Here is a 21276-nt window from a genome sequence, read left to right on the forward strand (position 1 = left end):
TCGGCATCGAACCGCATGAACATCGAACCGCCTCGGCATCGAACCGCATGAGCATCGAACCGTTGGGCACCGCAGCGCGAGCGCTTCACACCGCGCGCGAATAGATTCGCGTTGCGCCACGCGGCATCTGACGCCGCAGTGTGGCGACACGCACCGCCGGTATCCTGGCATTACCTGTAGGTAACGACGAAAGTGGACTCGTGATCGCGATAGTTGCGCCCGGTCAGGGCTCGCAGACCCCCGGAATGCTCGCTCCCTGGCTCGAGTTGGAGTACGCTCGCGAAACTGTCGCGGCAATGTCCGAACTAAGCGGGATCAACCTGGAGCGCCTCGGCACTACCGCGGACGCCGAAGAAATCAAGGACACGGCCGTCACCCAGCCGCTGGTCGTCTCACTGGCCCTGCTGGCGTACGGCGCACTCGCTCCGACCAGCAGTGACCTGGTCGTGGCCGGGCACAGCATCGGTGAGGTCGCAGCGGCGGCTATGGCCGGTGTCATCGCGCCGGATGCTGCAGTCAAACTCGCCGCCGTCCGCGGCCGCGCCATGGCCGACGCATGCGCGCTCGAGCCGACGTCGATGGCCGCTGTACTCGGCGGAGACGAACAAGACGTGATCGACACGCTCAGCGGCTTCGGCCTGGACCCGGCGAACCGCAACGGAGCCGGACAGATCGTCGCGGCCGGTCCGGCCGGTGCGATCGCCAAGCTGAAGGAGAACCCGCCGGCGAAGGCTCGCGTCATGCCGTTGTCGGTCGCCGGCGCCTTCCACACCCGCTTCATGCAGCCCGCGCAGGACCGCGTAGCCGAACAGCGCGCGTCACTGCAAGCCGCTGATCCCAGCGTCACCCTGCTCTCGAACGCCGACGGCAAACCTGCGGCCTCAGGAGCCGCGTTCCTGGACAGCCTGGTCACCCAGGTCACCAATCCGGTTCGCTGGGACCTGTGCATGTCGCAGATGCTGGAGTTGGGTGTCGAAGCCATCGTCGAGTTGCCACCGGCCGGTGCACTCAGTGGTCTGGCCCGCCGCGGCATGAAGGGCGTAAAGAATGTCGCGGTAAAGACTCCCGACGACCTCGACGCCGTACGCGACTTGCTCACCTGAAATGTCACTGAACATCGACCGCCGCAGCGCCGCGATCCTTGGATTCGGCGCCTACCGGCCGAGCACTGTGGTCACCAACGACGACCTCGCGCAGCGGGTCGACACCGACGACGACTGGATCACGAGCCGAGTCGGAATCAAGGAGCGTCGGTTCGCCGACGAGTCCGAGACCATCGTGTCGATGGCGGTCGAAGCCAGTCGCGACGCGCTCGCCAATGCGGGTATCACCGCCGAGGACCTTGATCTAGTAATCCTGGCGACGTGCACCGCCGTGTCGCAACTACCCTCGGCGGCACCCCAAGTCGCGCACATCCTCGGCGCGAAAGCCCCCGGCGCGTACGACGTGAATGCCGCGTGCGCCGGATTCTGCTACGCGCTTTCGCAGGCCTCTAACGCGATCCAGGTCGGCGATGCGACCACGGCGCTGGTCGTCGGCGTGGAGAAGCTCACCGACTGGGTCGATCCGCAGGACCGTTCGACCTGCATTATCTTCGCCGACGGCGCTGGCGCCGCCATCGTCGGACGCTCGGAGACGCAGCAGATCGGGCCGGCGGTGTGGGGATCGGCCGGCGATCGTCCCGAGGCCATCATCGTGCGCGACCGCGACAGCCTGATGGAGATGGACGGTCGAGCCGTATTCCGGTGGGCGACCACCGAAGTACGCCCGCAAATCGAGAAGATTTGCACCGCCGCTGGTATCACGATGCGCGATATCGACGTCTTCGTCCCCCATCAAGCCAACCTGCGAATCACCACTAACATGCTTCGCGCACTCGACTTCCGCGAGGATGTCGTCGTCGCAAAGGACATCGAGTACTCCGGGAACACGTCGGCTGCGTCAATCCCACTCGCCATACAACGGCTGGTTGCCGACGGTCTGGCCCGCTCCGGAGATAAAGTGCTCACGATCGGTTTCGGCGCGGGGCTCACCTACGCCGGGCAGATCTTCGTGATGCCCTGACCGGCACCGTCTCCCGTCCGCGGGAGGTAACCAGCAACCGCTGGCGGCGACCGCCGCCCGCACCCCGAGAAAGGAACACCACATCGTGGCTACCACCCAGGAAATTCAGGACGGTCTCGCCGAGATCCTCGAAGAGGTTGCCGGCGTTCTGCCTGAGGACGTCGCTCCGGAGAAGTCGTTCACCGATGACCTCGACGTCGACTCGCTGTCGATGGTGGAGATCGCCACCGCCGTTGAGGACAAGTGGGGCGTTGCCATCCCCGACGAGGAGCTCGCCAACATCAAGACCGTCGGCGATGCGATGAAGTACGTCGAGGATCACCAGTAGTCTTCCGCGCATACGCGCACGTGACGCGGGTGCCCGCCGACGGCGAGCGCCCGCGTCTACCCAGCAGCACATCAGCGAGAGAAGGACGTTCGTGACCGACGTAGTGATCACCGGACTCGGTGCAACGACGCCCCTAGGCGGTGACGTCGAGAGCTCCTGGGCCGCACTACTGGCCGGTCGCACGGGAATCGCACCCATCACCGATGAGCAGTACGCCGACGTCCCGTGCCGACTCGCGGCTCCGTTCGCTGACTCGCCCACCAATCACATTCCACGTCCGAAGGCTCGCCGCCTCGACGTATCACAGCACGCCGCGATCGTCGCCGCGCGTGAAGCATGGGAGTCCGCCGGCACCCCGGACGTCGACCCCGAGCGCATCGCGGTCGTCGTCGGCACCGGGATCGGCGGCGCAGTCACCCTGCTGGCGCAGGACGACATCCGCGAACAGCGCGGCGCCAAGCGCGTCTCTCCGCACATGATCCCGATGCTGATGCCCAACGGCCCCGCAGCAGCTGCCGGTCTCGAACTCGGCGCGAAGGGCGGCGTCCACACCGTTGTCTCCGCCTGCGCCTCGGGCGCTGAGGCTATGCAACTCGGTCGCGACCTGATCCGGGCCGGGCGCGTGGACGTCGTCGTCGCCGGCGGCGCCGAGGCCTGCCTGCATCCCACGCCGTACGCCGGGTTCGGTATGGCCCGTGCGATGTCCACCCGCAATGACGATCCCCAGGGCGCGGTCCGCCCATTCGACACTGGTCGCGACGGTTTCGTGATGGGCGAGGGTGCGGCCCTGGTCGTACTGGAGACCGCCGAGCACGCTGCGGCCCGCGGGGCGCGCGCGATCGCGCTGCTCGCCGGTGCCGGCACCACCTCGGACGGGTACGACATGGTGGCCCCCGACCCGACCGGCGGTGGCGCAGCCCGGGCCATCAAGCTCGCGCTGCGCGACAGCGGACTGGAGCCCACCGCCGTCCAACACGTGAATGCGCACGCCACCTCGACTCCGGTCGGCGATATCGCCGAGGCGGCCGCGATCCGTGCCGCGCTCGGCGATCACCCCGCCATCACCGCCACCAAGGGGGCGACCGGACACATGATGGGTGCCTCCGGGGCGGTTGAGGCTCTGTTCACGATCCTGTCGATACGTGACCAGATGGTGCCGCCGATCTTGAACCTGCACGACATTGACCCGGACGAGAACGTCCAGGCGCTGGACCTAGTACGCGGCGACGCGCGTGCGATGAAGATTGACGCCGCCGTGAACGACTCGTTCGGATTCGGTGGCCACAACACTGCCCTGCTGTTCACCACGATCTAAGGAGCACCTTCGTGTCGACGACGACCACCGAGCCAGCTGTTGATCCCCGAGATCCAGTCACCCGGCTGGCCACGCTGTTCGATGCGGACACGCTGGAGTTGGCAAACCGTCGCGACGAAGGCACCGGTGTCGTGTGGGGGCGCGGGAAGATCGACGGTTCGCCGACCGTCGCATTCTGCACGGATGCCACGAAGATGGGCGGCGCGATGGGCTCGGCGGGTTGCGCCAATATCGTCGACGCCATCGACACGGCGAATCGCGAGCGAGTCGCATGCGTCGGTATCTGGCACTCCGGCGGAGCCAGGCTTGCCGAGGGCGTTGAAGCGCTCGACGCTGTGGGGCAGGTATTCGCCGCGATGGTGCATGCCTCGGGCCGGATTCCGCAGATTTCTGTCGTACTCGGCCCGGCTGCGGGCGGTGCGGCGTACGGTCCGGCACTGACCGACGTGGTGATCATGTCGTCGTCCGGTCGGGTATTCGTCACCGGGCCGGAGGTCGTCCGGTCGGTCACCGGTGAACAGGTCGACATGGAGGCTCTCGGCGGCCCCGATACGCACGGCAAGAAGAGCGGCGTCGTCCACATCACGACCGACGACGACGAGTCCGCACTGAACACCGCCCGGGAACTGGCCACGCTGTTGAGCGAACAGGGCAAGTTCGACCTCACCCAACTCAAGGAAAAACCGGCGCTCGAGACGGCACTGCCGGAGTCGGCACGCCGGGCGTACGACGTCCGACCGCTGCTGCGTGAACTACTGGACGGCGACCTGCTGGAGATCCAGCCGAAGTGGGCGCCGAACATCGTCTGCGGCCTCGGCCGAATGGCCGGACGCACGGTCGGCGTTGTCGCGAACAACCCGATCCGGCTCGGTGGTTGCCTGGATTCGCACAGCGCCGAGAAGTCCTCGCGCTTCGTGCGGATGTGCGACGCGCTCGGCGTTCCGCTGGTTGTCGTCGTCGACGTCCCCGGTTACTTGCCGGGCGTCGGTCAGGAGTGGGACGGCGTCGTACGCCGCGGCGCGAAGTTGCTGCACGCGTTCGCTGAGTGCGTGGTGCCGCGAGTCACTCTGGTCACTCGAAAGGTGTACGGCGGGGCCTACATCGCGATGAACTCGAAGTCGCTCGGCGCGACCAAGGTGTTCGCCTGGCCGACCGCAGAGGTCGCCGTTATGGGGGCGAAGGCAGCGGTGGGCATTCTGCACCGCAAGACCCTCGCTGCCACCCCGATCGAGGAGCGCGAGGCGCTGCACGACAAGTTGGCCGCCGAGCACGAGAAGATCGCCGGTGACGTCAACCGTGCCGTCGAATTGGGTGTGGTGGACAGCGTGATTGAGCCCGTACAGACTCAGATCGAACTGGTCACGGCGTTGGCGAGCCGCCCAAGCGGCCGGGGTATGCACGGCAACATCCCCTTGTAGCGCCACCGCCCAGCACCCACCGAATCGTCACGGGCACCGCGACAACCGGCCGTTCCTCATTGCGAGCGACCGATACGTACCGAATCGGTGCCCCCACTGGTCCTCCATCGAGGCGGCCGTACACGGTCGCCAGCCAAAGCGCGGCCACACCCGGTCACCCGCCGAAGCTCGGCCGCCCGGTCAGCGATCGGGGCGGCGGCGCGGGGCGGGAGGGTACTGCAGCGGTGCTAGCCGCCGCGGCGCGGTGATGGCGGAACTAACCGGCGCGGTGCAGCCAGGTCACGGGAGCGCCGTCCCCGCCCTCGCGGTAGATTTCGAGCGCATCGTCGATACTTTGGCCGGTCAACTGGTCCAGTCCATGCCGGAACTCCTCGACCGTGCGGGCCGAGTCGCGTAATGCTCGCAGCTGATTCTCGGAGACGACGATGTCGCCGTTCACGCCGACCTGAGCACGGAAGATTCCGCGTCCCGGAATGTGCGCGATTCGTTCACCGTCAGTGCCTGCGGTCGGCTCTTCGGTAACCTCGAAGACCAACATCGGCCACGCCTTAAGCGCCGAGGCGATTCGGTGCGCCGAGCCGGACGGTCCGGAGAACACCACCTCACCACGCAACTCGCCCTCGGCGGCCGGCTGTGCGGTCCACTGGATACGCACGGGAAGTCCAAGGGTCGACGAAATGGCCCACTCGGCATGCGGCGTTAACGCCGGCGGGGCGGAGTGGACAAACACAACACCACGCGTCTGCATAGCGGCACCTCCAGGTCGATCGGTCGCCTTCCCCAACGGCCGTGACTGAAGTGACGTATGTTGCGCGTGTTCGTGACGTTCCTATTGTTACGTAAACCGCCGCATTGCTCAACCCCGCCGATTCACTGCTGTTCGGGCGTCGACTTCGACCAGCCTCGAACGACCACGCTGGGGCTGAAGTGACCAACACGGCAACGCCTGGCATACACCGAGCGGTTGAGCACTAAACAATCCGTGTAGGCTGAAGGGCGCTTATTTTCCGGTTCGAAGGACACAGCACATGGGCTCGATCAAGGTCGCAATCGTCGGCGTAGGAAACTGCGCCTCCTCGCTTGTGCAGGGTGTGCACTATTACCGTGACACCCCTGCTACGGAGACCGTTCCGGGCCTGATGCACGTGCAATTCGGTGACTACCACGTCGGCGACATCGAATTTGTCGCCGCGTTCGACGTCGATGACCTGAAGGTCGGCAAGGATCTCGCCGAGGCGATCAATGCCAGCCAGAACAACACCATCAAGATCTGCGATGTGCCGACCCTCGGCGTCGAGGTCAGCCGCGGCCACACCTTTGACGGACTCGGCTCGTACTACCGCGACATCATCGACGAGTCCGCTGCCGAACCGGTCGACGTCGTACAGATTCTCAAGGATCGCGAGGTCGACGTCCTCATCTCGTACCTTCCGGTGGGCTCCGAAGAAGCCGATCGCTTCTACGCACAGTGCGCCATCGACGCCAAGGTCGCGTTCGTAAACGCGCTGCCGGTGTTCATCGCAACCGACCCCGTGTGGGCGAAGAAGTTCGCCGATGCTGGCGTGCCGATCGTCGGCGACGACATCAAGTCTCAGGTCGGCGCAACCATCACGCACCGCGTGCTGACCAAATTGTTCGAAGACCGTGGCGTCAAGGTTGACCGCACCTACCAGCTGAACTTCGGCGGCAACATGGACTTCATGAACATGCTCGAGCGTAAGCGCCTCGAGTCGAAGAAGATTTCCAAGACCCAGGCCGTCACTTCGCAGATCGACCGCGAGCTGCCCAGCCGCGACGTACACGTCGGCCCCTCCGACCACGTGCCGTGGCTCGATGACCGTAAGTTCGCGTACGTGCGGATCGAAGGCAGTGGCTTCGGCGACGTCCCAACCTCGCTTGAGTACAAGCTTGAGGTGTGGGACTCCCCCAACTCCGCCGGCGTCATCATCGACGCGCTGCGCGCCGCGAAGATCGCGAAGGACCGCGGCATCGGCGGCCCGATCCTTTCGGCGTCCTCCTACTTCATGAAGTCCCCGCCCGAGCAGTACGACGACTCCACCGCCCGCGACGCGGTCGAGAAGTTCATCCAGGGCGAGTCGTAACAGGCGACAGCAAAATGCCCGCCGGGACCGTTCGGTCCCGGCGGGCATTTTGGTTTCCCGACGCTTTACAACTTCGCGAACGCCTCTTCGAGCCGTTCCAGCAGATCACCCGTCAGCCCCGCGCCCACGTGCACCCACAGCACGGCGCGAATGACGCCCATCGCCTGAAACGCCGGCATCACCACGTCAAGCCCATCGTGTCCGGCCCGCTCAACGGCCACCGCGACAACCGCACGTTCCATCCGCGCTGTCGAACCGAACATCGCATTCGCCAACTCCGGGGCCGTGCCTGCCAGTTCCATGCGCAGTCGCCACGACTCGACGTCCTCGGCCAATACGGCGAGGCGCGCTGCAAACACGGCGTGCACACTGTCAGTGATGCTTTCATCATCCGGCCGCTCATGTAGCGCTGCGGACACCTCCGCAGCCAGATCCGGGCCGAGCCCGACAAACGCCTGCTCCTTCGTAGCGAAGTAGTTGAAGAAGGTCCGCGGTGAGATCCCGACTGACTCAGCGATGTCGTCAATCGTCACCCTGTTCGGCCCGCGCGCGATCGCCAGCTCCAGAGCGGCCCGATGAATACTCCGCCGAGTCTCCAGCTTCTTTCGCTCACGCAGCGACGTTGCAACGTCGGCGTCAGGCGCCATGAAACGTCCCCTCCCCGCCAGCCGCCACGTGTGTGACGCAGGCACAATTATTGCAGTACGTGCAATAATATGCTTCACCGCACGACGGCGGCTGCCCATCAAACCTACGTGCCACTGGGAAGGATCGCATGTCGAAACGCACTGAGCGCAATCACGACGCGGTCGCGGCATATCGACTTTCTCCAGAGCACCGCAAGATCTTCCTCGGTTTGATGCTCGGCATGTTCGTCGCATCGGTGAGCCAAACCATCGTCGGACCGGCAATGCCCCGCATCGTTGCCGAACTCGGCGGTATGGAGTACTACAGCTGGGTCGCCACCGCGGCCATGTTGGTGTCGGCCGTGACGGTCCCGATCGTCGGAAAATTCTCCGACCTCTACGGCCGTCGCGTGTTCTATCTGGCCGGAATCGTCGTGTTCATGATCGGCTCCCTGGTCTGCGGGTTCGCCGAGGACTTCTGGGTGCTGGTCACCGGTCGCGCGATTCAAGGCATCGGCATGGGCACCCTGATGCCGCTGTCTCAAACCATCATCGGAGACATGATTCCGTCGCGCCAACGCGGCAAGTATCAGGGATTAATGGGTTCAGTCTTCGGCGTGACCTCGGTCGCCGGCCCGATCGCCGGCGGCGTCATCACCGACCACTGGGGTTGGCGTTGGCTCTTCTTCGCCGCCGTCCCGATCGGTTTCGTGGCGCTTTTCTTCATCGCTCGCTTCCTACGCCTGGACTTCGAGAAGCGGAAGGCAAAGATCGACTACGGGGGCATCATCACCCTGACGATCGGGCTGGTCGCGATCTTGCTCACCTCATCGCTCGGCGGGGTGACCTATGACTGGACGTCCCCGCAGATCATCACCTTGATCGCGATCGGCGTCGTGTTCCTGGGGGCCTTCATCGTCATCGAGCAGCGCGCCGAGGAGCCATTGCTCCCGCTGCGGTTGTTCTCCAGCAGCATCTTCAGTTGGTCGATCGTGGGCGCGTTCACCGTGACCATGGTGATGTTCGGCGCCATCATTTACATCCCGGTGTACGCACAAGCGGTGATCGGCGTGAACGCGACCAATTCCGGGCTGATCCTGATGCCGCTCATGCTGGGCTTCATCCTGCTCGGCGTCGGTACCGGGGCGTTGATCACGCGTACGGGCCGCTACAAGCCGTTCATGCTCGTCGGCATCGTCTTGATGGGCGTCGGCATCTGGATGATCACGCGACTCGGTTTCGGATCGACAGCCGAAGAGTTGACCTTCGCCATGGTCGTGCTCGGTGTTGGTCTCGGCATGTGCATGCAGCAGTACACCATCGTGGTGCAAAACCAGGTTTCCCAGCGGGATATCGGCGTGGGTACGGCGGCTACTCAGTTCTTCCGCAATGTCGGCTCGACGATCGGCATCGCGGTGTTTGGTACGGCGATGACGCTCGGTCTTCCCCAGGCGATCACCTCGCACATGCCCGAAGGTGCCGAGTCGCAGATACCGCCGGGAGGTTTCGACGCTGCGTCCGTCCTCGACCCCGCACAGCTCGCTGGTCTACCTACTGCTGTGGAGGACGCCGTACGCGCTGGGATGGCGGATCGGTTGCATGTCGTGTTCCTGCTGGCACTGCCGATCCTCGCCGTCGCGTTCATCGCCACGGCGCTGATCAAGGCGGTGCCGCTACGCGAGACACTCGACGACTCGCCGTCCGAGCAAGGCCCCGACCTAGCTCCCGGTATCGCTGATGCCACTGTGATCCCGACTTCTGCGCCGCCCGCGAGCACCCCGTCCGCCACCGCCCAGAACGCGGTACGAAGCGCCCCGGGCAGCCGGTCTTAACCGGCACAGAGGCGGCGCATAGGATCGGGATCATGCCCGAGGATTCTGTAGAACACCTGAGCCTGCGGGGCGGATCTGAAGCGACGCTGCAGCAGTGGCAGGACGCCGTCGCCGGCGTACTGCGCAAGAGCGGCCGGCTCGCCGAGGACGCCGACCCAGCGCAGGCACCCGACAAGCTCACCAAGCGGACGACGGACGGCCTGACGATCCCGCCGCTCGCCGGTACCGAAGTGGCCCGCGGACTGGCCGATGGCCCCAGCGGCGCCGACGCCGTACGCGGCGCTGCCCAAGGGCAGCGTGAGCCCGGCGACGTACCGACTTGGGATCTGCGCGCACACGTCACCAACACCGATGAGTCGATCACCAGCCAGCTCGAAGGTGGCGCTGGCTCGGTGTGGATCGCGACCCGTCCCGGCGCGGTGACTGACCTGGCCAAGGCGTTGGATGGCGTCTTGTTGGACGTCGCCCCTGTCGTACTCGACTCCGCCCAGCCGCTCGCCGACGCTGAGACGCTGGTTTCGCTCAGCGGCGGGAAGTTGCACCCAACCACGAACTTCGGCATCGACCCATCCGGTGAACGACTGCTGACCGGTGCGGCCCTCGATGTCGATCTGGCTGCCGCCGCCCGTCTGGCGCAGCAGCACGGGGTCCGCGCGTTCGTCGTGGACGCCAGCATCGTGCACGACGCCGGCGCCGGTGAGGTGCTGGAACTCGCGTACGCGGCAGCAGCCGGCATCGATCTGCTGCGCCAGTTGGATTCCGCCGGCGTCGCCGCGGCCGAGGCCGTCGGCTTGATCGAGTTCCGGTACGCCGCCACCGACCAACAGTTCACAACCATCTCGAAGCTGCGCGCGGCTCGGGCGATCTGGGCCCGCATCTGCCAGGTGCTTGATGTCGTGGATGACGTTCAGCACCAGCACGTCGTCACCTCCGCGCGGATGCTCACCCAGTTCGACCCGTTCACCAACCTGCTCCGCACGACCATCGCGACGTTCGCGTCCGCGGTCGGCGGCGCAGAATCCATCACCGTGCGCGCGTACGACGACTCCCTCGGACAGACCGACGAGTTCGGCAGCCGGATGGCGCGCAATATCTCCAATCTGCTGGTGCACGAGTCACATATCGGCCAGGTCACCGACCCGGCCGGTGGCGCAGGCAGCATGGAGGCGCTCACCGATAGCCTCGCGCGAGCCGCATGGGAGAAGTTCACCGGCATCGATGCCGAGGGCCTGCAGGCCTTCATCGACGGCCAGCTCACCGACGAGATCGCGAGCTCAGTTCAGTCGCGGGCGGAGGCCATCGCCAAGCGCAAGCAGGCGATCACCGGCGTCAGTGAGTTCCCGCAGTCCAACGAGCAACTGTTGGAGCGGTCTGCGGGGTACTCCCGGTTCACCGATTCGGCGTTACTGCGTCCGGTGCATGACGCCGATGAATTCGAGGCCCTGCGGCACAATCCGGTTTCCGCACCGATCTTCCTGTGGCCCGTCGGCGACCTCGCCTCGACCACGGCGCGCGCGACGTTCGTCAGTAACCTGCTGGCCGCCGGCGGCATCACCGTCGTCAGCGGTACTGCCGGCCGTAGCTTTGACGAGTTGAAGGGCGAGTACGACGCTGCTGGCGCTGGCGCAGCGTGCCTCGTCGGCAGCGACCCCGGATACTCCGCCGAGGGCGCCGCACTCGTCGATCAACTGCACGCCGCCGGGATCGCGCACGTCGCGGTCGCCGGGAAGCCGGTCGCTGAACTCGATGGCAAAGTCGATGATTCTGTCGCGGTCGGACAGAACGTGCTCGACTTCCTCAACCGCACGCGTTCCGCTCTGGAGGCAACACGATGAGCATCCCCAGTTTCGGCGATACGCCGTTTGATGCGGCGCCCGCGCGCCGGGGTGGGCTGTCGGCTCAGCCCGGTAACGAGTGGGAATCACCCGAGGGCATCGCGATCAAGAGTCTGTACACCGAGGACGACCTCGACGGCCTCGACGGCCTCGACACGTTCCCGGGCCTGGCCCCGTTCATCCGCGGCCCCTACCCCACCATGTACAACTCGCAGCCCTGGACGGTCCGGCAGTACGCCGGATTCTCCACCGCTGAGGAGTCCAACGCTTTCTATCGGCGCAACCTGGCCGCCGGCCAGAAGGGTCTGTCGGTTGCGTTCGACTTGGCCACGCACCGTGGCTACGACTCGGACAACCCTCGCGTGGTCGGCGACGTCGGCATGGCCGGTGTCGCGATCGACTCGATCCTGGATATGCGCCAGTTGTTCGACGGGATCCCGCTGGACAAGATGTCGGTCTCGATGACGATGAATGGCGCCGTACTGCCGATCCTGGCGTTGTACGTCGTCGCCGCGGAGGAGCAGGGCGTCGCCCCGGAGCAACTCGCGGGCACCATTCAGAACGACATTCTCAAAGAGTTCATGGTGCGCAACACCTACATCTATCCGCCGCAGCCATCGATGCGCATCATCAGCGACATCTTTGCCTACACGGCATCCCGGATGCCGCGATTCAACTCGATTTCGATTTCCGGGTACCACATCCAGGAGGCCGGAGCGACCGCCGATTTGGAGCTCGCGTACACCCTGGCCGACGGCCTAGAGTACCTGCGTGCCGGAATCGACGCCGGCCTGGATGTCGACAAGTTCGCTCCCCGACTGTCATTCTTCTGGGCGATTGGCATGAACTACTTCATGGAAGTAGCGAAGATGCGCGCGGCACGCGCCCTGTGGTCGCGGATCGTGGGTGAGTTCGGACCGAAGAACCCGAAGTCGCAGTCGCTGCGTACTCACTCGCAGACCTCCGGCTGGTCGCTGACCGCGCAGGACGTGTTCAACAATGTCGCGCGCACCTGCATCGAGGCGATGGCGGCATCGGCCGGGCATACCCAGTCGTTGCACACCAACGCTCTCGACGAGGCTCTGGCGCTCCCCACCGACTTCTCGGCTCGGATCGCTCGCAATACTCAGTTGCTGTTGCAGCAGGAGGCTGGCGCCGCCGACATCATCGACCCATGGGGCGGCTCGTACTACGTCGAGCGACTCACCCAGGAGCTCGCTGAGAAGGCGTGGGCGCACATCCAGGAGGTCGAAGAAGCCGGCGGTATGGCGAAGGCCATCGATGCCGGTATTCCGAAGATGCGCATTGAGGAGGCCGCGGCCCGCACTCAGGCCCGGATCGACTCAGGCAAGCAGGTCGTCGTCGGCGTGAACACCTTCGTGCCAGAGCGTGACCAGGGTGTCGACGTATTGAAGATCGACAACGAGACGGTGCGCAATGCGCAGCTGGCCAAGTTGGAGCGGTTGCGCGCCGATCGCGATGAGGCCGAGGTGCAGCGCACCCTCGACGCGCTGACGAAGGCCGCGGGGACGCAGGCGAAGTCCACCGATATGGACTCCAACCTGCTCGCCCGGGCGATCGACGCGGCACGCGCCAAGGCGACCGTCGGCGAGATCAGCGATGCGATCGAGAAGGTCTTCGGTCGACACACGGCGACCATCCGTACCATTTCTGGTGTGTATCGCCAAGAAGCCGCAGGAGACCGCAACGTCGACGCCGTACTCGCCGCGACCGACCAGTTCGCGGCTGAGGAAGGCCGCCGTCCGCGCATCCTCGTCGCGAAGATGGGTCAGGACGGTCACGACCGAGGTCAGAAGGTGATCGTTTCCGCCTTCGCCGATATGGGATTCGACGTCGACGTCGGCCCGCTGTTCTCCACCCCCGAGGAGGTCGCCCGACAGGCGATCGACGCCGACGTGCACATCGTCGGGGTGTCCTCCTTGGCCGCCGGTCACCTCACGTTGGTGCCGGCACTGCGGGATGAGCTCAAGAAGCAGGGTCGTGAGGACATCATGATCGTGGTCGGCGGCGTCATTCCTCCCGCGGACATTCCCACGCTGCTGGAAATGGGCGCCAAGGCGGTCTTCCCGCCCGGCACCGTCATCGCCAACAGCGCGTTGGGGCTGGTCAATGACCTGGCCAAGTCGCTCGGCCACGAAGCGGCGTAAATGGCGCACTGGCGTCAAGATCCAGAAGCGGTCGCCCAGGCTGTCAGCCAGGGCGACCGCTCCGCTGTTGCCCAAGCGATCACCGCGGTCGAGTCGACGAATCCCAAGCACCAAGCGCTGGCTCGCCGGCTGCTGAGTGCGTTGACCGAGCCCGAGTCACCCACCGTGCGCGTGGGTATTTCGGGCGTGCCCGGGGTCGGTAAATCGACGTTCATCGAATCGTTCGGTCGGATGCTCACCGACAACGGACATCGCGTCGGCGTACTGGCCATCGACCCCTCCAGCGTGCGAACCGGCGGATCGGTGCTGGGCGACAAGACCCGGATGCCCGAGCTGTCGGTAAACCCGTCTGCGTTCGTTCGCCCGTCCCCGTCGTCCGGCACTCTTGGCGGCGTCGCAAAGTCGACGTCCCAGGCAATGCGGATTCTGGAGGCTGCCGGGTACGACGTGATCCTGGTGGAAACCGTCGGTGTCGGGCAGTCAGAGACGACGGTCGCAACGATGGTCGACACGTTCCTGTTTCTCGGGTTGGCGCGCACCGGCGATCAGCTGCAGGGAATCAAGAAGGGCGTGCTAGAGATCGCCGATGTGGTGGCGATCAATAAGGCGGACGGCGAGTTCGAGAAGGCCGCGATGTCAGCGGCGCGCGAGCTGCAAGCTGCGCTACGAATGGTGAACACGGGTCAGTCGGGTTGGCTCCCACCGGTGCTCACCTGCGCCGGATTGACCGGGCTGCGGCTGGACGAGGTGTGGGAGGCCATCGGCTCGCACCGCGAGTTCCTGGGTACGGACGGCCTGTTAGCCAAACGGCACTCGCAGGAATGGGAGTTGACCGAGAAGCTGGTGATTGCCGAACTGGAGGCACGGCTTCAGCGCTCCTCCGCCGTACAGGCGGTTCGGGCTGACCTGCGACGCCAGGTGTTCGATGGCGCACTCGCGGCAGCCACTGCCGCCGACGAGATCCTCCGCGCATTCGACTCGTCTGATTGAGATCCCGACGGCGACCGCCCGCCAGACTTTGTGGTCATGGCTCGCTTTTCTTGGCGCTGAGCCTGGCTCGCTTACTTTGACTGGCTGCTATGGCTCGCTTGTTGTCGCTTGGCCTTCGCGAGGGAGCGGACTCGACTTGATGCCTTTCCCTGCAGCGGCGGTGTTTGCCCGGATTGGCACTGTGGATAACTTGGTTACCACTGTTAAATACCGATAGGCTATCCGCCACAAACATGAAGTCCCGGCTGTTGGAGCCGTGACTCGCTGAGTCGGGAGTGTGGATGGGTCAGAAGCGGCGAGGCGTGACGCTGCTGAGTGCGGGAATCCTCGCATTAGCGCTCGCCGGATGTGGCGATGACCCCGACACGAAGCCGACCGAACTGAGCGCCACCTCAAGCTCCAGCGCGAGCGCATCCCCGAGTGACACACCGCCGCCGAGCGAATCGTCGACGTCGTCCGCACCGGATGTCGATCCCGAGGAACAAGCCGTGATCGACGCCTACAAGGGCTTCTATACGACACTTAATTCGCTGACGGATCTCTCCGAAGCGGCAGTGACAGAGGCCATGTCCCCCTACGCGAAGGATGGTGCACTGCAGCAGGTGATTGCAGCGGCCGCGAATTTCGCGTCTCACGGATATATCCCAGGCGGATCCATCGAATATGCGCAAATTGAGGTGGCGTTCACCGGTGACTCGGAGGCCACCGTCAAAGAATGCAGAGACACGTCGAACGAAACGATCCTGGATGCTGACACGGGCGCTGAGATTTCCAAGGGCGGTCCAGGAACATCGATTCAGGCGTTCGTCGACAAGGACGAGGGTGGATGGCGCGTCAGTGGGTTCTTGGCGAAGGAGGATCAGTGCTGACGAGGCGGTGGAGCCGATCCGTCACGTCCGCCCTGATGTTGACAACCCTCAGTTTCGCCATGCCCGCCTACGCCGAGCCTCAAGGCCCTGCCGCAGGCGCATTGCCTGAGGCACCCATCGGTACCACATTCGGCACGACGACTGGCGGCGATGCCTACTACGAGGCTTTCGCGCAGTACTCCGAGCAATCTTCCACGCCCGGGAAACCGTCTACACCCGAAGCCAGCGGGCAGGCTGGATCATCGGCACCTGCGGCGGCGGATCCTTGCACGTATACGGCGCGGAACGCAGAGACCGTGGGGTGGGTGTCGGCGGCTCGCGCGATCAGCGACCTGACGGAGACAACGGCGTCAACGGGATCGTGGTACGAGCAGTCCTGCCCGGGGCGCGCTGTCGACCTCGTCGGATGGGCACCACCAGCGGAGGACACGGCGGAGGCTGACGCTCCGTTGCCGTCACCGGTGTCGCTGGCAGAGCAGGCGGTGACGTCCGTAACGGTGACCACCCCAGATATCGTCCTGGACCCGTTCTACCTACTCGACGACGGTCGACACGCAACGTTGAAGAATGCCCAGACCTGGATCTGGATCGATCCGGCACAGTGGAAGACCCTGACGCCGAAGGTAGAGGTCGGCCCGGTATGGGTTGAGGCCACGATTACACCGCAAACGATTCACGTGGACCCGAATGACGGCGTCACACCGCCGTACTCCTGCTCGGGTCCGGGGACGACAATACCGGCGAGCACGCCGATCGACGAAGCCTCACCGACCTGCTCGATCCAACTCACCGAACCGACCGACGGCGACACGTGGCCGGTAGAAGTCTGGGTGTCGTATTCGGCGTCGTGGGAAGGTTTCGACGGGACTCAGATGGTCTCAGGCACCCTCGACGATTTGGTGAGTGCGCCGACCACGATCCCGTTGGCCGTGCTGACCGCGAAGACAGAACTGGTCGACCCGAACCTCGACTAACTCCAGTTCGACCTCGAGGAGCCCCCTTGCACGGGCTACAACCGCGCGGCGTCCTCAGACAGGGCAACGCTCTTGAGCCGACGGCCCCATCTCGATGCCGGCGTAGCTAGGCACCAGGGGCCGCTTCCGGTCGGCATGGACGGTGAGAATCTACGACGTCCTCGCGGCTGGGGCTCGCCACATGCCGGTCAGTTCGATCGTGCCGTACGCCGGGATAACACTGCGCTCGACGAAACCGAACCGGCTGTAGTAGCCCACGTTCGCGCGCGACGACGATTCGAGATAGACCCCGACTCTCTGCTCGTCAGCCACACTCAGCCGATGCGTCAACAGCGCCGTGCCCACGCCTCGACCCCGGCCTGCCGTTGCCGTCCCGATGTCCTTGAGATACCAGTGCGGAACGCCCGGGCGATGCGCCTCGCACGAACGATCCGTGCGGTGTGCGTCAAACGCTCGCTTACCAAAGATATGTAGAAACTGAGGAGCGTTGATGACCGTTCGCCAGGTTGGGACATGCGCGCCAGGGGCCTCCCACAACGCCGCACCGAGTGCAGAACGATCGGTCGCGTCAACAGCGAGCCACGCGTTTCCGCCGGAGGCGAAGGTGTCTGCGACGGCGACGTTGAAGAGGCGCCGTAACCGTGCCGAACGATTATCTGTGGGCAGGAGACCGGTGGTGTGCTCGTCCGCGGCGAATGCATCTGCCAGGACGTCGGCCACTGCCCCGCTGTCGGAGCGGGCGGCCGGTATGACTAAAAACTCCTCGGACGAGCGATTCTTCATGCTGTCGATCCTATGCGCAGCGAACGGTCGCGCTCCCTGCCCGCTTGCTACGGTCCACTCGGGACGGAGACAACATGACAATCATTGGGCTCGATCACGTTCAGGTAGCTATCCCGTCGTCTGGGGAGGAGGATGCTCGCGTTTTCTATGGCGTGCTTCTCGGTATGGATGAAATCCAGAAACCGCCGGTTCTCGCGACCCGCGGCGGGTGCTGGTTCCAATCCGGATCTGCTGTCCTGCACCTCGACGTGGAAGAACCATTCGCGCCAGCGAGGAAGGCTCACCCGGCGTTTCTGGTCGACGAACTCGACGCGTTAGCAGCGCAGCTCGTTGCCGCCGGCTATGAATGCATCCGCGCTGACGACCAGATCCCCGGCGTACGACGCTTTCACACGTTCGACCCATGCGGCAATCGAATTGAGTTCCAGCAGGTTTGAGCAGTCAACAGCGCACGTTGACGGCCGCTCGGTTCGTGGGCTGCGCCGTGAACCGTGTAGCACGATCCCTGAGCGGTGGCGTACGCCACGTCGGCTACGGTGAGAAAAACGACCGTCCGCGACAGCGCGGACGCAGAATGCAGCGGAGGCGCGATGAGCGAGGACTTCCGGAGCACCGTACGTGCGTTCCTGGAAACCAACCTGCCCGATGACTGGCGCGGGATCGGGGCACTGACCGAAGAAGAGCGGGCCGAGTTTGCCCCGCAATGGCGCAAGAAGATATTCGATGGTGGCTACCTGGCCTATGAGTTCCCGAAGGAGGTCGGCGGCAGCGGTTACGGCGTCCGCGAGGCCGCGATTATCCAAGAGGAGTTCCTGCGGTACGGCGCCCCACTGACCACGCACCCGAACGATAGCTTCTTCCTGAAGATGTGTGGGCCGACTCTGCTGCATTGGGGCACCGAAAAGCAGAAGGAATTCTTCTTCCCGAAGGCGTTCAGCGGCGAGCACAAATGGTGCCAGGGTTACTCCGAGCCGGGCGCTGGTTCCGACCTCTTCGCGCTGCGTACCCGCGCGACTCGGGATGCGAACGGCGACTTCATCATCAACGGCCAGAAGATCTGGACCACTCAGGCCTTCAGCGCCAACTGGATCTTTGCCCTCGTGCGCACCGATCCGGACGCTCCGAAGGCCAAGGGGATCTCCTTCTTGCTCGTACCGCTGGACCAGCCGGGTGTCGAAGTTCGACCGATCCGCACTATGTCTGGAAAGTCGGAGTTCTGCGAAGTGTTCTTCACCGACGCTCGCACCTCGGCCGACATGCTCGTTGGACCCGAGAACGGAGGCGCGAAGGTCGCGCTGACCCTGCTCGGCTTTGAGCGGGGGTCCGGTGCCGCCGGCACAGCTATGCAGCACAAGATGACCCTTGAGCGTCTCGCCCGACTGATCAATGAACGCGGGCTGGCTGATGACCCATCGGTGCGCCAGCGGTTCGGCTGGTGCGTCGAACGCGTCGACGCCCTTGATGCGATGGCTCGGCAGATCGTCGACACCGCCGCGGAAGGCGCCGAGCTCGGCCCTGAATCCTCGTTCATCAAGCTATACGCGACCGAATTCGACAAGATCATGCTCGAGTTCGCGCTCGACGTGTTGGGTCCAGATGCACTCGAGTACCAGGGCGCACGCTCAAGCGTCGAGGTCGGCTTGGAGCCGAAGGGATCCCCGCTGGATTCCGGAGTATGGATCGACAACTACCACCTGTCGCGCGCTGCAACCATCTACGGCGGATCCAGCCAGGTGCAGCGCACGACCATCGGCGAACGAATCATGGGGTTGCCACGATGACGATGACCGAAGCACCGAACACCGTGAGCCTGGTCCTCGCCGAGGAACAGCGCGATCTACAGAAAGCCGTACGCCGCTTCCTCGAGGAGCGGGCACCGCTGGCACGCGCAGCCGAGATGCTCGAGCCACGCGTCGCGCGCGATGATGCCGTGTGGCAGACGCTGACCAGCGAACTCGGCCTTGCGGCACTCGCGATCCCGGAGGAAAGCGGAGGCGCCGGCGCGAGTGTGATCGAACTTGGCCTCGTCCTGGAGGAGACCGGGAAAGTTCTGCTGGTCTCGCCGTTCTTTGCCACCGCGGCGCTCGCAACTCCCGCGCTACTCGCCTCGAATGCGGAGGTTGCCGCTGCTTTGCTGGAGGCCATCGCCGCTGGCGAAACCACCGCGACATTCGCACTGCCGGCGATCACTGGCGAGGCGTCGTCGCTGAGTGTTGCCGATGCGCGCATCAGCGGCACGGCTCGCTTCGTCATCAACGGCGCGGACGTCGATCAGATCCTGGTGACGACCACCGATGGTGGCGTGTACGCCGTCGCTCGAGATGCCGACGGCGTCTCCATCAGCGAATGCGACTCGACGGATCCGACGCGGCCACTCGCGCACGTTACGTTCGCCAACTCCCCCGCAACCGAACTTGGCACCGGACAGGACGGTGCCCGGATCATCGCGCATGCAACGAATACTGCTCGGGTCATGCTCGCCGCGGAAAGCGCGGGCGCCGCACGCGCCGCGCTCGAGATGGTCGTGGAGTACGCGAAGACCCGTGAGCAGGGCGGCAAGGTGATCGGCTCGCACCAAGGGCTCAAGCACATGCTCGCTGACACTCGGCTCGAGGTGGAAGCCGCCGCCGCGGCGGCGCGCCGTGCTGCCGCGGAATTATCGGTAGCACCCGTCGGCGCCGAACTGCGCTGCTATCTATCGGCGAAGTCGTTCGCTGCCGAGGCCCTGCACCTGGCTGCGGCAACGAATATCCAGGCGCACGGGGCGATCGGCTTCACCTGGGAGCACAACGCGCACCTGTACTTCAAGCGCGCAACCAGCGGCCGCCGGATGCTCGGTACCACCAGCAATATCCGCGATGCACTCGCCGCTGACCTGCTGGCCCAGGTAGCAGGCTAATCGCGATCGAGGTAGTCCAGTACGGCGCTTGGCCCGATGGGTCGGGCGCCGTACTGCGTGACACGCTCCCGCAGCACTCGATCGGCAGTGACCACCACGACGTCAGCGTCGGGTCGTTTCATCACCTCGTCCACGATCGCCGAGTCGCCGTCCTGATCGGCGCGCACGACACTTAACCGGTTGGATTCGGTGGCCTTAGCGGCGGTTGCTTGTCCTTCGATAACGACCAGGACCTCCGGCCAGAGGTGCCATCGTTCGTCGAGCCCGAACCACGCACCCGGGGTTCCGTCGGCTTCGATTCCTTGCAGATTGGCGATCAGTCGCTCAGCAGCACCGACGCGATCGCGCCACCACCCATTCGGACGCGAGCCGACCACGTTCGCCGCGTCGATCACCAGCAGCGGCGGCGATTCCAGTCGCTGCCGTAGCCCCGGCCACGCGTCTCCGAATCCGGAATGCAGCGGCATGTCCGCGATCTCGGCCGGAGGCACCCACCGCAACTCTTCACTCTCCGGGTCGGTGATCTCGGCTTCGAACGGCTTAGTCACCTCAACGTGCACCGTGGTGTAGGACCAGTACCCGACATCAAATGTGAACGTCGCGCGCAGGCTCAACCCGTCGCGGACGACGCCCGCTTCCTCACCGGCTTCGCGTAGTGCACCATCGATCGCGCTCTCGCCAACGTGCCGTGCGCCACCGGGCAGACCCCAGGTTCCGCCCTGATGACTCCACGCAACGCGGTGCTGCAGCAGTACACCGCGGTTCGGATCGTGCGCGAGCAACCCGGCCGCACCGCCGCGTCCCCAGAACCGCCCGGCGGGGCCATCTGCCCAGCCATCATTGGGATCACGCACGATCTATCTCCCGGTTGTCGAGAACTGCACCGCCTCAACCCTACGTGTGGGTCTGGGCAGCGACGAACCCGCCAGATCGCTCACCAGGAGCGACGCGCGCCTTCGCTACCCGATCCTCTTCCTTGGCGTGTCTGCATTCAGCGCCGACACCACATGACGCGTGTACGCATTGACTTCCGTATGTAGCGGTCGTTAGATACATTGACGACCGTAATCCAG

The 21276-nt window shown here is 64.9% G+C and carries 19 protein-coding genes; 15 read left to right on the forward strand and 4 right to left on the reverse strand.

Annotated elements, in window-relative coordinates:
* Nucleotides 1-200: 200 nt before the first annotated feature.
* The 5 genes from E1H16_RS13825 to E1H16_RS13845 all read left to right on the forward strand — a co-directional run bounded on the left by E1H16_RS13825 (nucleotide 201) and on the right by E1H16_RS13845 (nucleotide 5125).
* Nucleotides 201-1103 (forward strand): ACP S-malonyltransferase, encoded by a 903-nt coding sequence (locus E1H16_RS13825; RefSeq protein WP_134324501.1) that lies wholly within the window; start codon nucleotides 201-203, stop codon nucleotides 1101-1103.
* Nucleotide 1104: 1 nt separating this feature from the next.
* Nucleotides 1105-2064 (forward strand): beta-ketoacyl-ACP synthase III, encoded by a 960-nt coding sequence (locus tag E1H16_RS13830; RefSeq protein ID WP_134324502.1) that lies wholly within the window; start codon nucleotides 1105-1107, stop codon nucleotides 2062-2064.
* A gap of 85 nt (nucleotides 2065-2149) precedes the next feature.
* Nucleotides 2150-2392 carry an acyl carrier protein gene (locus E1H16_RS13835; RefSeq protein ID WP_166741777.1) on the forward strand — a complete coding sequence of 81 codons (243 nt, stop codon included), beginning with the start codon at nucleotides 2150-2152 and terminating at the stop codon, nucleotides 2390-2392.
* Nucleotides 2393-2483: 91 nt separating this feature from the next.
* The gene (locus E1H16_RS13840) at nucleotides 2484-3707 is read left to right on the forward strand and encodes a beta-ketoacyl-[acyl-carrier-protein] synthase family protein (protein WP_134324504.1); all 1224 of its coding nucleotides are present in this window, start codon (nucleotides 2484-2486) and stop codon (nucleotides 3705-3707) included.
* An 11-nt stretch (nucleotides 3708-3718) separates the two neighbouring features.
* A complete protein-coding gene (locus E1H16_RS13845) occupies nucleotides 3719-5125 on the forward strand; it encodes an acyl-CoA carboxylase subunit beta (protein ID WP_134324505.1) in 1407 nt (468 codons plus the stop codon).
* Nucleotides 5126-5381: 256 nt separating this feature from the next.
* On the opposite strand, the gene E1H16_RS13850 is transcribed toward E1H16_RS13845, so the two are convergent.
* Nucleotides 5382-5873, reverse strand: coding sequence for a DUF3145 domain-containing protein (locus E1H16_RS13850; protein WP_134324506.1), 492 nt, complete (start codon nucleotides 5871-5873; stop codon nucleotides 5382-5384).
* 280 nt (nucleotides 5874-6153) lie between these two features.
* Between E1H16_RS13850 and E1H16_RS13855 the strand changes: the two genes are divergently transcribed.
* Entirely contained in the window at nucleotides 6154-7227 is a 1074-nt protein-coding gene (locus E1H16_RS13855) for an inositol-3-phosphate synthase (RefSeq protein ID WP_134324507.1), read from the forward strand.
* Between the two features lie 65 nt (nucleotides 7228-7292).
* Here E1H16_RS13855 and E1H16_RS13860 read toward each other — a convergent pair whose 3' ends face one another.
* Entirely contained in the window at nucleotides 7293-7874 is a 582-nt protein-coding gene (locus E1H16_RS13860) for a TetR/AcrR family transcriptional regulator (protein WP_166741778.1), read from the reverse strand.
* A 128-nt stretch (nucleotides 7875-8002) separates the two neighbouring features.
* Between E1H16_RS13860 and E1H16_RS13865 the strand changes: the two genes are divergently transcribed.
* The 6 genes from E1H16_RS13865 to E1H16_RS13890 all read left to right on the forward strand — a co-directional run bounded on the left by E1H16_RS13865 (nucleotide 8003) and on the right by E1H16_RS13890 (nucleotide 16521).
* Complete coding sequence (locus E1H16_RS13865) at nucleotides 8003-9685, forward strand: MDR family MFS transporter (protein WP_134324509.1); 1683 nt, start codon at nucleotides 8003-8005, stop codon at nucleotides 9683-9685.
* Nucleotides 9686-9717: 32 nt separating this feature from the next.
* Nucleotides 9718-11520, forward strand: coding sequence for a methylmalonyl-CoA mutase family protein (locus E1H16_RS13870; RefSeq protein ID WP_134324510.1), 1803 nt, complete (start codon nucleotides 9718-9720; stop codon nucleotides 11518-11520).
* Nucleotides 11517-13688, forward strand: coding sequence for a methylmalonyl-CoA mutase (scpA, locus tag E1H16_RS13875; protein WP_134324511.1), 2172 nt, complete (start codon nucleotides 11517-11519; stop codon nucleotides 13686-13688). The genes E1H16_RS13870 and scpA overlap by 4 nt, the downstream gene beginning before the upstream one ends.
* On the forward strand, nucleotides 13689-14678 hold the full coding sequence (gene meaB, locus E1H16_RS13880; RefSeq protein ID WP_134324512.1) for a methylmalonyl Co-A mutase-associated GTPase MeaB: 990 nt from the start codon (nucleotides 13689-13691) through the stop codon (nucleotides 14676-14678). It abuts the gene before it with no gap.
* A gap of 281 nt (nucleotides 14679-14959) precedes the next feature.
* Complete coding sequence (locus E1H16_RS13885; protein ID WP_134324513.1) at nucleotides 14960-15547, forward strand: hypothetical protein; 588 nt, start codon at nucleotides 14960-14962, stop codon at nucleotides 15545-15547.
* Nucleotides 15541-16521: a hypothetical protein gene (locus tag E1H16_RS13890; protein WP_134324514.1), complete on the forward strand. Its 981-nt coding sequence runs from the start codon at nucleotides 15541-15543 to the stop codon at nucleotides 16519-16521. The genes E1H16_RS13885 and E1H16_RS13890 overlap by 7 nt, the downstream gene beginning before the upstream one ends.
* A gap of 150 nt (nucleotides 16522-16671) precedes the next feature.
* Here the strand turns inward: E1H16_RS13890 and E1H16_RS13895 are convergent, their stop codons facing one another.
* Nucleotides 16672-17304: a GNAT family N-acetyltransferase gene (locus tag E1H16_RS13895; RefSeq protein ID WP_134324515.1), complete on the reverse strand. Its 633-nt coding sequence runs from the start codon at nucleotides 17302-17304 to the stop codon at nucleotides 16672-16674.
* Nucleotides 17305-17378: 74 nt separating this feature from the next.
* Between E1H16_RS13895 and E1H16_RS13900 the strand changes: the two genes are divergently transcribed.
* The 3 genes from E1H16_RS13900 (at nucleotide 17379) to E1H16_RS13910 (ending at nucleotide 20203) form a co-directional block, all read left to right on the forward strand.
* Nucleotides 17379-17741 carry a VOC family protein gene (locus E1H16_RS13900; RefSeq protein WP_134324516.1) on the forward strand — a complete coding sequence of 121 codons (363 nt, stop codon included), beginning with the start codon at nucleotides 17379-17381 and terminating at the stop codon, nucleotides 17739-17741.
* Nucleotides 17742-17894: 153 nt separating this feature from the next.
* Complete coding sequence (locus E1H16_RS13905; protein ID WP_134324517.1) at nucleotides 17895-19085, forward strand: acyl-CoA dehydrogenase family protein; 1191 nt, start codon at nucleotides 17895-17897, stop codon at nucleotides 19083-19085.
* A complete protein-coding gene (locus E1H16_RS13910) occupies nucleotides 19082-20203 on the forward strand; it encodes an acyl-CoA dehydrogenase family protein (protein WP_166741779.1) in 1122 nt (373 codons plus the stop codon). Before E1H16_RS13905 ends, E1H16_RS13910 begins: the two co-directional genes overlap by 4 nt.
* On the opposite strand, the gene E1H16_RS18825 is transcribed toward E1H16_RS13910, so the two are convergent.
* Nucleotides 20200-21057, reverse strand: coding sequence for an NUDIX domain-containing protein (locus E1H16_RS18825; RefSeq protein WP_134324519.1), 858 nt, complete (start codon nucleotides 21055-21057; stop codon nucleotides 20200-20202). The genes E1H16_RS13910 and E1H16_RS18825 overlap by 4 nt on opposite strands.
* Nucleotides 21058-21276: the final 219 nt, after the last annotated feature.

The organism is Cumulibacter soli, assembly GCF_004382795.1.
GTDB classification, from domain to species: domain Bacteria; phylum Actinomycetota; class Actinomycetes; order Mycobacteriales; family Antricoccaceae; genus Cumulibacter; species Cumulibacter soli.